The sequence below is a fragment of the Caulobacter sp. GW821-FHT12D05 genome (assembly GCF_058807295.1).
In genome coordinates, this window is the sequence record NZ_JBXAQO010000002.1 from 171,533 (window position 1) to 187,049 (window position 15,517).

The 15,517-nt window shown below is 65.2% G+C and carries 13 protein-coding genes; 9 read left to right on the plus strand and 4 right to left on the minus strand.

Features of this window, described 5'->3' with window-relative positions:
• Positions 1-46: 46 nt before the first annotated feature.
• From AC1RRR_RS08155 to AC1RRR_RS08165, 3 genes are read left to right on the plus strand one after another with little or no spacing between them, the layout of a single operon-like run.
• Positions 47-700, plus strand: a complete 654-nt coding sequence (locus AC1RRR_RS08155) for a hypothetical protein (RefSeq protein ID WP_492812073.1) — start codon at positions 47-49, stop codon at positions 698-700.
• Entirely contained in the window at positions 697-1,314 is a 618-nt protein-coding gene (locus AC1RRR_RS08160) for a hypothetical protein (protein ID WP_492812075.1), read from the plus strand. Before AC1RRR_RS08155 ends, AC1RRR_RS08160 begins: the two co-directional genes overlap by 4 nt.
• A gap of 38 nt (positions 1,315-1,352) precedes the next feature.
• The gene (locus AC1RRR_RS08165; RefSeq protein ID WP_492812077.1) at positions 1,353-3,914 is read left to right on the plus strand and encodes a DUF2610 domain-containing protein; all 2,562 of its coding nucleotides are present in this window, start codon (positions 1,353-1,355) and stop codon (positions 3,912-3,914) included.
• A 9-nt stretch (positions 3,915-3,923) separates the two neighbouring features.
• Here AC1RRR_RS08165 and AC1RRR_RS08170 read toward each other — a convergent pair whose 3' ends face one another.
• Entirely contained in the window at positions 3,924-4,787 is an 864-nt protein-coding gene (locus AC1RRR_RS08170; protein ID WP_492813519.1) for a response regulator transcription factor, read from the minus strand.
• A 150-nt stretch (positions 4,788-4,937) separates the two neighbouring features.
• Between AC1RRR_RS08170 and AC1RRR_RS08175 the strand changes: the two genes are divergently transcribed.
• The 3 genes from AC1RRR_RS08175 to AC1RRR_RS08185 all read left to right on the plus strand — a co-directional run bounded on the left by AC1RRR_RS08175 (position 4,938) and on the right by AC1RRR_RS08185 (position 10,316).
• Positions 4,938-5,390 carry a hypothetical protein gene (locus AC1RRR_RS08175; RefSeq protein ID WP_492812079.1) on the plus strand — a complete coding sequence of 151 codons (453 nt, stop codon included), beginning with the start codon at positions 4,938-4,940 and terminating at the stop codon, positions 5,388-5,390.
• A 193-nt stretch (positions 5,391-5,583) separates the two neighbouring features.
• Positions 5,584-8,175 carry a TonB-dependent receptor domain-containing protein gene (locus tag AC1RRR_RS08180; RefSeq protein WP_492812081.1) on the plus strand — a complete coding sequence of 864 codons (2,592 nt, stop codon included), beginning with the start codon at positions 5,584-5,586 and terminating at the stop codon, positions 8,173-8,175.
• 14 nt (positions 8,176-8,189) lie between these two features.
• Positions 8,190-10,316: an Atxe2 family lasso peptide isopeptidase gene (locus AC1RRR_RS08185; protein ID WP_492812083.1), complete on the plus strand. Its 2,127-nt coding sequence runs from the start codon at positions 8,190-8,192 to the stop codon at positions 10,314-10,316.
• Here the strand turns inward: AC1RRR_RS08185 and AC1RRR_RS08190 are convergent.
• The 3 genes from AC1RRR_RS08190 to AC1RRR_RS08200 form a co-directional block, all read right to left on the minus strand.
• Positions 10,293-11,987 (minus strand): asparagine synthase-related protein, encoded by a 1,695-nt coding sequence (locus AC1RRR_RS08190; RefSeq protein WP_492812085.1) that lies wholly within the window; start codon positions 11,985-11,987, stop codon positions 10,293-10,295. The genes AC1RRR_RS08185 and AC1RRR_RS08190 overlap by 24 nt on opposite strands.
• Positions 11,988-12,052: 65 nt before the next feature.
• Positions 12,053-12,718, minus strand: coding sequence for a lasso peptide biosynthesis B2 protein (locus AC1RRR_RS08195; protein ID WP_492812087.1), 666 nt, complete (start codon positions 12,716-12,718; stop codon positions 12,053-12,055).
• 57 nt (positions 12,719-12,775) lie between these two features.
• Positions 12,776-12,910, minus strand: a complete 135-nt coding sequence (locus tag AC1RRR_RS08200; RefSeq protein ID WP_492812089.1) for a benenodin family lasso peptide — start codon at positions 12,908-12,910, stop codon at positions 12,776-12,778.
• Between the two features lie 244 nt (positions 12,911-13,154).
• Between AC1RRR_RS08200 and AC1RRR_RS08205 the strand changes: the two genes are divergently transcribed.
• The 3 genes from AC1RRR_RS08205 to AC1RRR_RS08215 all read left to right on the plus strand — a co-directional run bounded on the left by AC1RRR_RS08205 (position 13,155) and on the right by AC1RRR_RS08215 (position 15,509).
• Positions 13,155-13,490, plus strand: coding sequence for a FecR/PupR family sigma factor regulator (locus tag AC1RRR_RS08205; protein ID WP_492812091.1), 336 nt, complete (start codon positions 13,155-13,157; stop codon positions 13,488-13,490).
• 409 nt (positions 13,491-13,899) lie between these two features.
• A complete protein-coding gene (locus tag AC1RRR_RS08210) occupies positions 13,900-14,424 on the plus strand; it encodes an RNA polymerase sigma factor (protein WP_492812093.1) in 525 nt (174 codons plus the stop codon).
• Positions 14,425-14,429: 5 nt separating this feature from the next.
• Positions 14,430-15,509 carry a FecR family protein gene (locus AC1RRR_RS08215; RefSeq protein ID WP_492812095.1) on the plus strand — a complete coding sequence of 360 codons (1,080 nt, stop codon included), beginning with the start codon at positions 14,430-14,432 and terminating at the stop codon, positions 15,507-15,509.
• The last annotated feature ends 8 nt before the right edge of the window (positions 15,510-15,517 follow it).

A 15,517-nucleotide genomic window follows, 5' to 3' on the forward strand; every position in this document is an offset into this window, starting at 1 on the left:
ACAGCCGGGCCGCGTGGTGGCAACCTGTGCCTGCGAGGGGGCTCGTATGCACGGAAAACGGATTAGTCGCCGAACACTTGCCGTCCTGGCCGTCGCGGGTCCGGTGCTCGGCGCACAGACCTGGGCGCAGGAGCGAGCGCCCGATCCAGACGATCAGGCCGAAGACTTCAGCCTGATGCGCGATCTGGTTGATGAAGGGCGCGACCAAGCCGATCCTCTGGCTCTGTTGGCCGGCCTGCGGGCCGCCCGTTGGGCCGGCTTGGCCGGCGCTCCGATCACGCCCTACGACTTCGCAGCCGTGCAGGCTGAAGCACGCGGGCTGGTTGACCCGCACTCGCGCCTGCGAGGGGCGGTGGATGCTTTGAACCTGCCAGGGCGGAAAGGTGTTCTCCAGGGCAGCTACGGCAGTTGCATTCGGCTGGCGGCGAAAGGTTCTAGCCGCATCGGGCCGATCTTTTTCGAGCCGAAAGTCGCCGTCACGCTTAATGCCTGGTTGGAGCGGCCGCGGTTGCGTGAGGTCAGGCCTGGCGGTCCAGGGGCCGCCCTACGTGTGCGGCTCGAAAGCCGCAGCCTGACGCGCGACATCAGCGGCCCTTTGGTCAGTATCCCACCCTTTACGCCACGGGGCGGGGAGCCATTCCATCTGACGCTATTCAATCTTTGTACTCGGCCTGTCGACGCATGCTGGCAGGCCGAATGATGGAAGACCACCCAATCGCCGGGCGCCAGCCCGCAACGTCCCTCGAGCGCCTGGATCTGGCAGCTCGCGCCGCGTTGGCCGGGCGGCGTCGGCGTGATCCGATTTTGCTGGCGGCGGCCGCCAACATTGTCTGGCGTCTGAACCCGCGGTTCGTTCCTGCGCCGGCGGGTCTGCGTGGCAAGGGCCCACGGCGCGCCGCCGCTCCTCCAGAGGGCAACGCCCTGCTCGACTGGTCCAACTTGTTCGCTGAAGCGCGGGCAGTGTCTGCCGGGGAAGCGGCCCTGCTCGGCGAAGCGGGCGGGGCGTTGTTGCGCACGCCGCCTCAGGTGCAGGGGCCTACGATCTGGAGAGGCGAGGTCGCCGCGGGCGAGAGCCTGACTTTTGTTCGTCATGCCAAGGCTGGAACGGCTTGCGAACTCTGGGCCGCCAGCGACGGCGGGGTGAGGGTTGAGGTTGCGCGGGGCCTTCGCGAGCTCGTCGATCCACGCGGCTTGGCGACCACCTACCTTTGGTGGCGTGCCGGCCGATGGCCGCGCTATGCGACGAGATTGATCAATACGAGCACGCGGATCGCCCGCTTCGAACTGGCGATTGTCGATGGGGCAGAGCAATGACAACCGTGGGACAGCGCCTCGTGCTTTGGGCGATCGTTATGGTTCTGGCCGCACCAAGTTGGGCGCTGGGCGCCGAGCGGCGGCTGGCCTTGGTCATCGGGGTCGGCGACTACGCTAAAAGCGCGGCCCTGAAGAACCCGGTGGCCGACGCCACGGCCGTTGGAGACGCGCTGGGCGCCATCAAGTTCACGGTCACGCCCGTCATGGATCCGGGCACGCGCGCGGATCTTGGGCGGAGCGTTGACAAGTTCGCCGCTGACGCGCGCCAAGCCGTGGCGGCGGGTGACGATGTCACGCTCTTTGTCTATTTTTCGGGCCATGGCGTGGCCGGCGCGCGCGATCAGTTTTTGATCCCGGCCAAGAGCAGTCTCTTCGACGGCGCCAGCAAGGACGATTACGACTACGAAGCCCAGGCCTATGGCGCCGGCGTATTGCGCAACAAGTTGATGGAGACCAATGCGCGCCGGATCGTGCTGGTGTTTGACGCCTGTCGCACGCCGCCGATCGCCACTGGCCGCAAGGACGCGCCGCCACAAGGAGTTCAGGCGCTGCCTCTGGCCCCGAGTTCGGCCACCTCTGTGATGGTCATCTACGCCGCCCAACCGGGACGAGCGGCGTTGGACGATGTCAACGGTGACAACATCTTCGCCAAGACCCTGGTTCGTCTGCTCGCCAGCGCCACGACCCTCGCTGATCTCTATGGGGAGCTCGAAAGCGCCGTGCAAGCGGGCACGCAAGGTCGCCAGAAGCCCGATGTTCAGGGCTTCGTGAGGTTTGTTCTGGCGCCGACGGGAAGTTTGGCCGTCAAGGAAAACGCCGGTGTCACGGCCGGCGCGCCTGCGATCGAAGGCCGCGCGGTTCGAGACATGCCTTACGTGGACGCGATCAAGGAGACGCGCCAGTTTATCCAGGCCAACGGTGTTGCGGAGCTGCGCCGCCGCGCTGAGGCGCGTGATGCACGCGCCAGCTACTACCTGGGCTTGGCGCTTGTCGAAGGCATCGAGATGCCGATCGACAAAACGGAATCCGCGCAATGGCTGCGCCGAGCCATAGTTTTGGGCGAAGACCGCGCGCTGAACAGTCTAGGATACATGTATTACAACGGCGAGCTTGGGCCCAAGAACGAGGCCGAGGGCGTCAATTGGTTCAGGCTTGGCGTCGAACGGGGCGTGCCCGGGGCTATGAACAACCTCGCCCTGTCTTATCGAGACGGCGACACGGTCGTTAAACGCGATCCCAAAAAGGCTGCGGAGCTCTTCCGGCGCGCGGCGGATCTCAATCATATCGGCGCGATAACGAACTTGGCGATCATGCTACGCGGAGACGTGCTTGGCTCGCCAGATCCGACCGCGGCGCTGCGGCTCTATGATCGTGCCATCGCGCTGGGAGATGCAAGTTCCGCGGAGGCAAAGGCGCGGATGTACGCGACCGGCGACGGTGTCCAGGTCAATCCGGTGGAAGCCAACACGCTCTACGCGCAGGCGGCGAGTCTAGGTTCGGCAGCGGCCGCGAGGGCTCTGGCCGAGCGCTACGATCTGGGTTTGGGGGTGGCTGAATCGTCTCCCGCCATGGCGTTTAAATACTATGCTTTGGCCTCCGATTTGGGCGACTTGGACGCCACGCGCCTCTATGCGCTGCGTCTGCAGAAAGGACACGGCGTGGCCGCCTCACCGACAGCCGCCTTCTCTGTGCTCGAAAAGGGCGCGGCTGGCGGCAGCGTGGCGATCCGAAGCAGCCTCGCCGAGGCCTATTTCAAGGGCTTGGGCGTGAAGAAGGATACGGCGCACGCCTTGAATCTCTATTTCGAGATTATCGATGAGGAGAATGCGGGCGCCAAGCCAGCGGTTTGGCCGATGTACTACTATGAGGCTGGCCGTATGCTGTTGAAATTGCTGGACGAAGAACCGGGTGTGGCCCTGCCGCGTGACCGCAGTCTGAAAGATCTTGAAAAGCGCTATGGACGGGGAAAAGAAAGAAACTTCAATGTGCCGATCGACTGCTCGCCCCGAGGGTCAGGCGCGCCACCCTTCCTGTTTGACGTCTTCGTGTTTGATTGGTCACGCGAGGTTGACCCAACCTTGGCGCAGCTGGATTGGGTTGAACGCGAACGCGGGTGCCGCGCGCCCAAGGACGTCAAGGAAAGCTTCGCTAAGCTTTACAAGATCGCTGGCGAGAACAAGGTCAACTATGTTGATCTGGCCATATACGCGCTCGGTAATACTGAATCTTTAGAGAAGTTCAAAGCAGAAAACAAAGATATTGATACGAAGCCGATCGAAAAGACTGTCGCGACGCAGATGCCGATAGATGAGGCGCTCCTTCAGGAGAAAGTCGTCTTGCTTTTACAGGGAAAGAGCAGCGCGGGCGCGCCCATATTTACCTATCTTCAGCTTTCACTCGCCCAACTTGTCGGTTTGCGCGATACGATGCGCTCGCAGAAGGATTTCGAGCCAAAGGATTACGGAACGGTGCTGGCGGAAGGCGACGGTGATCCGTCGCCGGAGCTGGTCGAGCGCATGAACAAGCAATATAATATGCAGGTCGTGCCTAAGAAGGCTTCGCCCCCTCCGCAAGCAACCTCAACCGCCCCACCCTCCTAAGAAGGCGCGCTAGAACGAACCGGTCGACAAACCCTGCAATAGGCCCGCGTCCAGGCCCCAGCCGCGGTCAAGTTCGCGGGCCAGTTTCGCATCGTCTTTGTCCAGGCCGGAAAGGTCGCCGGCCGCCCCTTCGATCGTCCGCGTGACGATGACGCCATCCAGGCCCTTGTCTTTGAGTTTGCCGCGTAGTCGCGCCAGAGTGACATCGACAACGCCGCCGGGATTGAAGACGCGAGTCTGACCGTCTGGCCACACGCGCGTATTGTAGCGCCAAACCTTCAGGAGCAGTTCGCCCAGGGTGACTGGTTCGGGATGCCGTAGCACGAGCAGACTGAGGATGCTGAGCGGCGCAAGCGCCAATTCGAGATCGCGCCCGCGAAAGAACGCCTTGTCATGCGCAAAGTGGATTTCCAGGCGCCCAAAGTGCAACACGTCGCTCGCCTCGGCGCGACGCATCACCGCTTCCATGCGCGCCTGCATTTCGGCAGGTCGGAAGGGCTTCACCACGTAGTCGTCGGCGCCGTTGCGCAAGCCGGTGACCATGTCGGTTTCGCCGCCCATCGCCGTCAATAGAATAACCTGAGTGACAATGCGCTCGGCCCTCAGGGCGGCCAGGATTTCAAGGCCATCGTCGGGACCAAGTCCGCGATCGAGGATCACAAGGTCGAAACGGCGCGCGCCCAGCAGATGCTCTGCAGTCTCACGGTCTGGGGCGAGGAAGGCTTGCCAGCCATCGGTCTGGCCAATGAGGCCAAGGATCGCCTCGGCGTAGACGGGTTCATCCTCGACGACCAGAACCTGGCGGATTCGCGCGCGGCGCAGATCGTCGAGCTCGCGGAGCGAGCTGAGCGGTTGGCTCTTCATGAGACCCATGATCGTCAAGCATACCCTCGGCGTCCAGCTTCGGAACCGACTTACAGCCAACGTAAATTGAGACGAGCGTCGTTCTGGGGACCTCTGTCGCGGCGGGACACAACCCGCTTGCCCGCGCCGGGGGCCATGCCGGGCCAGAGGATGCCAGCCATGTTCAAGAAGCTCGTTTCCACCACCCTCGCCGCCCTGATCTTGCTCGCGTCGCAGACGTCGGCTCAGGCCTCCAGCGGTTGCTACGGCTGCAACATCGCCGATGAAGTCGGCGTCTCCAGCGCCCTCGTTGGCCGTACGATTTATTTGAACCGCACGCGTTTCGTGGTCCGCCAAGTCGACCTGAACAGCGGGCAAATCTACGTCGTCGGCGAAGATGGCCGGGTCGGTTGGGCCAATCCACGTGAGTTCTATTCGCCAGAGGCGCGCGGTGAGCGTGACATTGGCTGGGGGGCGGTGGCGTTGGGCTTTCTAGGCTTGCTGGCGGGCGGCTCTAGCAGCAGCGCGAACACCTCGTCTTCATCGGCAGACAGCGGTTCGCGAGCAGCCTCGCAGCCCGATCCGTATACTGTACGCTGCTACATGCGCCAGAACGGAACCAACGCCTGTTGAGCATGCTGGTTGGCCATACGAGCAAGCCCCAACCGCCGCTCGAGGCCATAGACGGCCGACTTTGACCGCCGACGTTTGGCTCTTTCGTCCAGATGCGCAATCGGGCCAGCGTACTTTTTTGTGAAGGATCGGCGACGGGCCGGATCTTACCCCATGAGACCCGCGAACGGCGGGCGCAGGAGGGGTTTGGAATATGGTCGGTTCTCGTGGTCTGGGGGTTCGGGCGTGGATGTTGGCGGGGGCGGCGGTCGCGGTGATCGGCGCGCCCGCCTGGGCAAACGAGATCCGGCGCTTTGACATTCCCAGTCAGGCTCTGTCGGGAGCGCTGGAGACCTTCGGGCGTCAGAGCGATCAGGACATCGTTTTCGATGCGGGGCTCGTGCGGGGCAAGCGCGCGCCGGCGGTGATCGGACCCTATCGTCCCGACGACGCTCTGCAGCGTCTGCTCTACGGCAGCAGCCTTGGCGTTCGGCGGATCAACGCCACCAGCGTCATCGTGGAGGCCGCCGCCCCCCAGGACGTCGCGCCGGCCGCGTCCGCTGAGCCGGCGATCGTCGCCGAGGTGGTCGTCACCGGCTCGAGGATCCGCGGCGCACCGCCGGCCGCGCCGGTGATCGAGATCACCGCCAAGGACGCACGAGTCGCGGGCCAAAGGGATCTCGGCGAGCTCATCCGCAGCGTGCCCCAGAACTTCACCGGCGGACAGAACCCCGGCATCGGCTCGGGCGCCCAGGCCTTTGGATCCCAAGACCTCAACGCCGCCTCGAACGTCAATCTGCGCGGCCTTGGTCCGTCGGCCTCCCTGACGCTGCTGAACGGTCGCCGGCTGGCCTACGGCGGCGCCAACCAAGGCGTCGATATCTCCGCGATCCCCCTGGCGGCGATCGAGCGTGTGGAGATCGTCGCCGACGGCGGCTCGGCGCTCTATGGTTCGGACGCCATTGGCGGCATCGCCAATGTCATCCTCAAGCGCGACTATGACGGCGTGCGGACCGATGTCTTGGTCGGCGGGGCCACCGAAGGTGGCTATTTCCGGCGTCAGGCCAGCGGCACGGCCGGCGACGCTTGGGGCTCGGGCGGCGTGGTGGTGTCGGGCGTGGTCGATCGTTGGAGCGACGTGACGGCTGGGCAGCGCGACTATGCGCGCCCGCTCAACGCTTCAGCCATTCTTTATCCGGCGGTCAGGACCTGGGGCGCCCTGGGCAGCGCGCACCAGGATCTCGCCGCCAGCGTAACGCTCAACCTGGACGCGCTCTACAATCATCGCAAGAGCACCAAGGCCGAACCCTCGACCACGACCGGCGCCGCCTCCTTCAACGGCAGCGTCTCGCGCATCGACACCCGCTCGTTCCTGCTCTCGCCGCACCTGGACTTCACCTTGCCTGGACGCTGGCAAGGCTCGATCGCCGGCACCTACGGCGAGGACAAGACCGCCACGGACGCCACCTTTGCTTCGGCGGGCGTCACCTCCCGCACCAAGCTCGACTATGCGAACCGGACGCGGGTCATCGAAGCCAATGCCGAAGGACCGCTGTTGACATTGCCTAGCGGCGACGTGCGCCTGGCGCTCGGCGCGGGCTATCGCGATGTTGAGCTGACGCGCACCAATCAGAGAATCCCGCAAGCCGGCGTCGTCAATGCCTGGTCGCGCGGCAGCGCCTACGGATACGGCGAACTCTTCGTACCCCTGGTTTCGCCCCAGCAGGCGATGCGCGGCGTCGATCGCCTGACGCTCAGCGGCGCGGTCCGGTATGAAGACCACGACGGCATGGGGGCGGTGACCACTCCGAAGGTCGGGCTGATCTACGCCCCCATCCAGGATCTTCAGTTCAGCGCGACCTGGGGCCGGTCCTTCAAGACCCCCACCCTATTTGAACAGTATCAAGGCTATCGCGCCGTCCTGCTGTCGCCGGCCGTCTTTGGATCGCCGCCGTCGACGCCAGGCGCGACCGCGCTTTATCTCGAAGGCGGCAATCCGGCGCTAAAGGCCGAACGCTCGACCAATTGGACGGCGACACTCACCTACAAGCCGGCGGTCGTTGATGGGCTGCGGTTGCAGGTCAGCTATTTCGACATCGCCTATCGCGACCGGATCATCGCGCCGATCTCGTCGATAGGCTCTGCCCTGACCAATCCAGTTTATGCGCCCTTCATCGTCCGCGCCCCCACCGTCGCACAACTCGACGCCGGCATTGCCGGATCGACGAGCGGCCTGCAGAACGCTAGCGGCGGAACCTATGTCCCGGCCAATGTGACGGCGATCGTCGATGCCCGTCTTGAGAATGTCGCGCGGCAATGGGCCCGCGGCGCGGATTTCCTGCTGGCCTATCAGGCCGATCTGGCTGACGGCCAGAGCCTCCAGACCTCGCTTGGCGCGACCTATCTCGATCTGAGCAACCAACTGCGGCCGGCCGATCCAACGATCCAGCTCTCGGGCACGCTGTTCAATCCGCCCCGTTGGCGCGGCCGCGGGGCGGTGACCTGGGCGTCGGAACGCACGACGCTCGGCGCCTTCGTCAACTATGTCGGCCCGCTCGATGACGTGCGCCCAGGGTCACTGCGCAAGCACATCGGCTCGCAAATGACCCTGGACCTGTCGGCCTCGACGCGGCTGCCGGCGATCAAGCTGGCGCAAGAGGTCGAGCTGCGATTGGCGGCGACCAATGTCTTCGACGCCAAGCCCAAGGCGATCTGGACGACGAGCGCGATCTCGACGCCGTTCGAGTCGGTCAACTACTCGGCCCTGGGACGGCAACTGACGCTTTCGCTCGGGATCACGTGGTGACGAGGGCGAGACGTATGCGCCAGAGCGTGATGATTGCGCTCTGGAGCCTCCTGGGCGCGGGCGGTGCGGCGCAAGCTGAGGAGGTCTGCGCGGACCTGCTGGCGCCGGTAGCGCCCGCCGAGCCCAGCCAAGCGCGGCACGCGATCACGGCCGATGACATCCTGCGCCTGCGCGACTTTGGCCAGCTGCCGTTTTCGACCATGCCCTCCCCCTTCGCCCTGTCGCCGGATGGACGGTCGATCGCGCTGATCGTCCGCCGCGCGGATCCGCGGGCCAACGCCCTGTGCATCGGCGTGGTGGTGATGGCCGCTGATGGCTCGGGAGGGCGAATCGTCGACCGGCAAAGCGCCACCGACACAACGGACGCCGGTTACGCCTTCAGCGCCCGTGCGGCGTTTCGCAACCCCTTCTATCTGACGACCACCCAGGTTCCCCGCTGGTCGCCCGATGGCGCCAGCGTCGCCTTCCTGAAGCGAGATGGCGGGGCGACCCAGATCTGGCTGGCCAAGGCCGATGGGGCGGGATCACGGCGCCTGTCGACGTCCCCCGTCGATATCGAGACCTTTGCGTGGACCAGCGACGGACGGGCGCTGATCTACGCTTCGCGGCCAGCCTTGCTCGAGGCCAATCGTAAGATCGCCGACGAGAGCCGCGCGGGCGCCCATGTCGACGCGGAGTTTCGCGCCTTGCCGCCGAACGGCGCTCGCCGTGTTCCCCCCACCACCCTGCCCTTGGCCTATACCGCCGTCGAGGCCCTGACGGGGGGCGAACGTCCCGCCGCCCCGGCTGAACGCCAAATGCTCATCGACGCTGCCAGCGTCGATCCGCGGCTGGGTCCGGCGCGGGTGCGAAACGATGGCGTGACCGCCCAGGTGGTCCGCGACGCGACAGGCTTTCTGGCCTCGCCCCGCCGGCTGAAGGTTACGACGGCCGCGGGCGCGCCGATCGCCTGCGACGCGCCCGCCTGCCGCGATGTGTCTGGCGTCTGGTGGATCGGTGAGGATCTCTATTTCATGCGCCTGGAAGGCTGGGCGCTTAGCAAGACAGCCCTCTATCAATGGCGACCGGGCCGGCAGACGCCTCGACGGATCTTTGCGACCGACGACGTCGTCGCCGGATGTCAGGCGCTGGACAGGCGGCTACTCTGCGCGCGCGAAGGCGCCACGACACCGCGCCGGTTGGTGGCGATCGATCCGGCCAGTGGTCGCATGACGGTGCTGTTCGATCCCAATCCTCAGGTGGGTCAATGGGATTTCGGGGCGGTCGAGCGCCTGACATGGTCAAGCGACCGCGGCACGCCGGCCTTTGGCGATCTGGTGCTGCCGCGGGGACATCGCCCCGGGCAGCGCCATCCCCTGATCGTGGTGACCTACGAGTCCCGGGGTTTTCTGCGCGGCGGGACGGGCGATGAGTATCCCATCCACGCGTTCGCCGCCCGTGGCTTTGCGGTCTTGAGCTTCGAGCGTCCCAAGGACGTTGGGCTGACCGATCGCGCCACCAGCGTCCTGGAGGTCGAACGCGCCAACCTCGCCGACTTCGCCGATCGGCGAAATGTCCAATCGGCGCTTGAAAACGGCGTACGGCTGGCGGTCGCGCGTGGCGTGGTCGATCCCGCGCGGGTCGGCGTCACGGGGCTGAGCGAAGGCAGCGCCATCGCCCAATGGGCGCTGATCAATTCGAAGCTCTTCGCCGCCGCCGCGATCAGTTCAGGGCCAATGGGGCCAGGCGTGCTCGCTCTGAGTGACACCCGTAGCGCCGAGGCGTTTCATGGCTTCGGCTATCCCAAGCTCGCCGACGATGACCGCGCCTTCTGGCGCCCGCTGTCTCTGGACATGAACATCGAGGCAATCCGCACGCCGGTTTTGTACAATCTTCCGGAGTCGGAATATTTGCTCGCCATGCGCGCCGGCGCCCTGGCGCGTGAGCTTGGCCGGCCGCTGGATCTCTTCGTCTTCGCCAATGAACAACACTTCAAGTGGCAACCGGCGCATCGTCAGGCGATCTATGACCGTAACCTGGACTGGTTCGATTTTTGGCTTCGAGGCGTGGCGTCGACGTCTCCCGAGAGAACGGCCGATCTCACGCGTTGGCGCGCCTGGCGCGCGACCCTGGACGGTTTAACGAGCGACCGCGCGCAGTAGGGAAGGAGTCTGGGACGCGCGATCGGTCCAGGTCCGCGCCCAGACCTCGGCGTCCAGCAACTGCAGCAGCCGGACATAGTCGGAGTCGCGATAGCTCCCAGATCCCGAGACATAGGCGGCGACCGCGGCAGCGTCGACGATGCCGTTGGCGGCCAGCAGGCCGTCCGACAAGGTCTGGGCGATAAAGCCTCGAGCCCCGTCGAAGACGCGATACATCTCCTCGTCGGGACCGCCTTTTGACGAACGGTCGATAACGCCCTTGGGCAGATGATCTTGAAAGGCCATCCGGGCCAGGGCGCGATCGCGCCCATCGGCACACCACATCCAGGTCGGAAACCGCGCGCAAAGCTCGACGATCGGCTGGGAAAGCAGCGGTGAAACCGTGGAGACGCCGGGCGCGACACTGGCTTCGGTGAAATTGTGGATGGTCTCGATCATACGGATATGAGCGATCTTGCCGGGCAGCCGATCGCCCGCAGAGTGCATCCAGCTCGTCGCCGGTACTGGCGGGCGCAGCGCCTTGACCTCCGAAGACAGGAAGCGATCGTCGACGCCCAGGCGAGGCGATCTGGCTTTGCGCAGGCGCCGCACGGTCTGGCTTATCGCCTGACCATAGGTGCAATGGGTCAAGGTCACGATGTCGTTGAGCGTGGTCCAGGCGCCCAAGGCGGGGCCTTGGACCCTCAGCCGATCGACCAGCGGCAGGACCGAGGTCATGGCGCAGAAGACGTTGTCGCCGCCGCCGCCGGTGAAAAGAGCGTCAAAGCCCTCCGTGTCCCGCAGCTCCGTGAGTGTCTGTCCGAAGGCCTGAGCGATGGCCCGGCCGTTGGGACGGGGCTGCAAGGCGGTATTGGTCTTTGACAGATCGATCCGGTCGAGCGGGTAGGCGCGCGCGACGAGCGGCAGGTTACACCACTTTGCCACCGCTTGGGCAAAGACGCGCTCATCGCCGATCGGATCATCCGACACCATGGTCAGGGCTGTGGTCGGTTTTGGCGGGTCGGCCAGGCAGGCGGCGATGATCGAAGAGTCCAGCCCGCCCGAGAGGCTCAACAGAATACGATCATGCGCCGACGCCCAGGCGCGGACGCAGCGCCGTGTCACAGCCTGCAAGGCTTCGGCGGCCTCGGCGGACGTGCGACTCCAGCCGCGATCGGCGAAGTCCCAAGGCGACCACAGGGGCGTGACCTGGGGAGCGGCGCCGGTGTCCAGACGCAATCGGCAGCCACGCGGCAGTTCGCGCACGCCAAGCAGACAGGTGGCGTCGCGCCAGGCGCCGGGCGTTTTCAAACGCAAGGCCAGATGATGCCAGTCGATCGATGGCGTTGCGCAACCAGCCCTCACCATCAGGTCGGGATCGGAGGCCAGGACCAGAGACCCGCCATGCCATGTCCAATAGCAGGGCATAGCCGCCGAAGGGTCGCGTACGACTGTGACAGCCTGATCATGGGTCTGGAACGCGACGTATCCGCCCCAGAAGCGTTCGAGCAGGGATCGGCCGTCCGACCGCCGCATTTCGAGCGTTTCGGGGCGTGGTAGGGTTTCGAGCCGCTCGCCCGCCGCGTCGAAGAGCGATCCCAGGATGACGCCCGAACCATCGGCGAGACGGCAAGGCGGTCCAGGAGCCTGACCGTACACCGATAGCGTAGGGTCATGATGAAGCAGGTCCATGCCCGCGGGCGGCCGTAGCGGCGCGGCGCGCTCGGGTCGGTGAATGGCCAAATAGCGCCACATCGTCAGACCGCCAGAATGGGCGTGTAGGCCCGCACATTGCTCCAGCTGTCGGTCAGGACGTAGCCGCAGGCCTGCACCCAGCTATGGGCCATGAACGGGTTTATGCGCACGCCGATGACCAAGGTCGCGGGGCAGCCGCGCTCACCCAGCGCCTCCATGACCGCCAGCGATCGTTGCAGGCAGCGGCCATTGGCGCTGGCCAGCCGATCGGTCCATCGGAACGCCCAGGCTGTTTCGAGCGCAATTTGGCGCGTCTGGACCTCTTCCAGCCTGGCCCGCGCCTTGCGTTGACCCGCGCGGGCCAGAAGGCTCTTGAGCGGGCGCGCGCGAAGCTGGCGGCCCGCGGCGAGATGATGGCGCAGGGTCCAGAATATCGACAGGAGATCGGTCTTGCGATCGGGCGACGGGAGCGTTGTGGCGGGGGCGAGAATGTCGACCGCGCGGATGCCAGATCCGTCGCGTTGGGATGGTCGCAAGACGCCTTGTCTCACCAAGGCCGCGAACGCTGGGTGATCTTCATCGGTCAGCGGTCCTCGCGACGCTAGGGCGCCGAACGCGGCGTTCGCCTCCGGCGGCAGGCAGAAGTAGCGATCCTGATCCACGTCCAGAAATACGGCCTGGGACCCGACAAAACAGACATGAAGGCCTGGGCGAAGGTCAAAGTTCATGAGGGGGGTCCGCCACAAGGGGATGGGCGCCGGCGAGCGTCGGCGCCCATCTGAGCCTTAGTCTTGGCTGAGGCCTTCGGGCGTGTTGCGCTCGCCGACCAGCGGGCTGTCGCTGAAGATGGCGACGTCGAGCGGGCCGCGGGTCTCGACGCTCGCGGCGCCCAGGTCGATCAGGTCTTCGGTGCGTTCCATGACAAGTCCTCCTTCTGAACATCGCGAACATTCGCGACATCATCAGGTTGGTCTCGGCATTGTCGAACGACAACGATGATAATCTAATAATAATCTTAACATCTTTGTTTATAATCAGATTATAATCTTAAAGGGATTGAGGGGACGGCAAATCGCCCAGCTGGAAGCTTGGCGATAGCGGCGCGGCAGGCTATACCAAGGGTAGTATTTTGGTCCGCCCTTTTCACGCGAGCCGGGTATTTCAGTGCGCCCCGCCCTAAAGTCCGATCCAGCTGCGCCACCAGCCGACACCGAGGCGGCCGCCACCTACTGGTCGGCTCGCCGGCGGTTGGGCCTCAATGATGCGGTCGATGAGGAAGCCTTCGCCGCCTGGCGCGCCGATCCGCGCCATGCCCACGCCTTTCAAACTGTGGAGGCGACCGTCGAAGCGGCCGGCGCCCTGGCCGATGATCCTGAGGTGACGCGTCTGCGGCGTAGAGCCCTGCGGGTGGCGGGACGTCGACGCCGCTGGATTGGGTTGGCCCTGATCTTGACGGGCCTGATCTTAGCCGCAGCCTTGATCAGGGTGACCCTTCACTAAGTTGTGAGCTGGCAAGGATGGCTGGCAGACGGCGCGGGATGCGCTTGAGCATCGCGCCCCTGTTCCGATCGCGATGAATTCTACCGAGGGTGATGGATGCGAGGCCTTCGCATTATGACCAAATGTGAACGCCGTTACGCGGGCGGGCATTTGGGGTGTGGGCTAAACAACCATCGGTCGAAAATGGTTTTCCGGCGCTGAAGTGCGCCGTGCTCGATGTCTGGATTGAATATGCCGCAAGACGAGATATTCGATTTGGTCATTTCAACTTAGCGGCGAAATCTGTGCTGCTTTTTCAAGCCGAAAACAACCACCTGCATGATCGCGGGGACACATGGCATTGACAGGCGTCGCACCGGCGCAACTCATGCCCGCTCGGATTCACGCCTGAACGACCGCCAATACAACTATGCCCAATACGGCTCTCGATGACCGCGCCCGGCTAGAACAGCTGGCCGGTGACTATGGCGCGCCGGTCAAGGTCTACTTCCGGCGCCGGGTGACCAACCCTGCGGACGTCGAGGATCTGGCCCAGGAAGTTTTCGCGCGCCTGCTTCGCCGCGCGGATCTGGGGGCGATCGACAATATCGAGGGCTATATCTTCCAAACGGCGGCCAATGTGCTGCGCAGACACTACGAGCGTGATCAACGGCGGACGGCCGTCGGGTCCGACGCCTTGGCCGAACTCGACGAAGATGTTGCACGCGGCGATGAGGATTTCTCGCCGGAGCGGATCTTACTCGGTAGGGAAGCCTACGGTCAGCTGCTCAGTGGCTTGCGTGCGCTTCCCGAGCGCGCTCGTATGATCTTCGTTCTCAACCGCTACGAACAGCTGCCCGCCCGCGAGATCGCCAAGCGGATGGGTCTGTCGATCAGCTTGGTCGAGAAAGAGATGATGCGAGCGGTGGCGTTTTTGCGCGACCGGGTGAAATAGAGGGCATGACCCTTTTGTGGTTCGACAAACGGCGGGGCCAGCCCGCCGCGCCGCGTGACGTGGCCGTTCAATGGGCGGCGCGACGGCGCCTGGGCCTGACCGCCCCATCCGACGAAGCGCGCTTCCAGACCTGGCTGGCCGATCCGGCCAACGCTGCGGCCTATGCCGAAGCCGATGGCCCTGCGGAGATGGCCGGTGACCTGGCGGGCGCCGACGAGATCCTGGCCCTTCGTAACATGGCGCTGACGCGCTATCCGGCTCGCCGCAGCGCGCCGGCCTGGGCGCTGGCGGCCGCAACGCTGCTCGCCGTCGTCGGAGCGGCGGGAAGCTGGGCCTGGATGCGCGAGCGGCCGGCGACCTTGACGCCACCCCCCACGCCGGCGAGTGCGGAGGCGCCTGCAAATGGACGCCGATACGCCAGCCGGGTCGGCGAACGACTGAGCGTACGTCTGGACGACGGCTCACGGGTCACGCTCAACACCGCCAGCCTGATCGAGGTGTCTTATGACGACCGCCAGCGTCTGGTGCGGCTGCTGCAGGGTCAAGCCTTGTTCGAGGTCGCCAAGCATCAGGCGCGCCCGTTCGTGGTCGCCGCTGGCGATCGTCGCATCACCGCCACCGGCACGGCCTTCGATGTCCGTCTCGACCACGACCGGGTCAAGGTGCTGTTGATCGAGGGCCGCGTGGTGGTCGATCCGCTGCGGCGCTCGGGCCTGGCCGGCCTTGTCCCGCTCGATCGGCAGGTTCTTGAGCCTGGTGAGGCGCTGAGCGCCGCCTCTGGACAGGCCATCAGCGTCGCCGCTGCCGATATCGACCGTGAAACCGCCTGGAACCGTGGACAGCTCGTCTTCCGCGATGAGCGTTTGGCTGACGCCGTTGCCGAGATGAACCGCTACGGCGCCCCCCTGATGATCGAGGATCCCCGCATCGGCGACCTGCGGATTAGCGGCGTCTTCGCCACCGCCCGCCCGGAGAACTTCCAGGCGGTTCTTACCGCCTACTATCCCCTGACCGTCACGCCCCGCGGCGCGTACGCGCGCGTCCTGGCCTGGCGCGACGATGCGGCTGGCCAGGCCAGGCCCTAGGAGCCGTT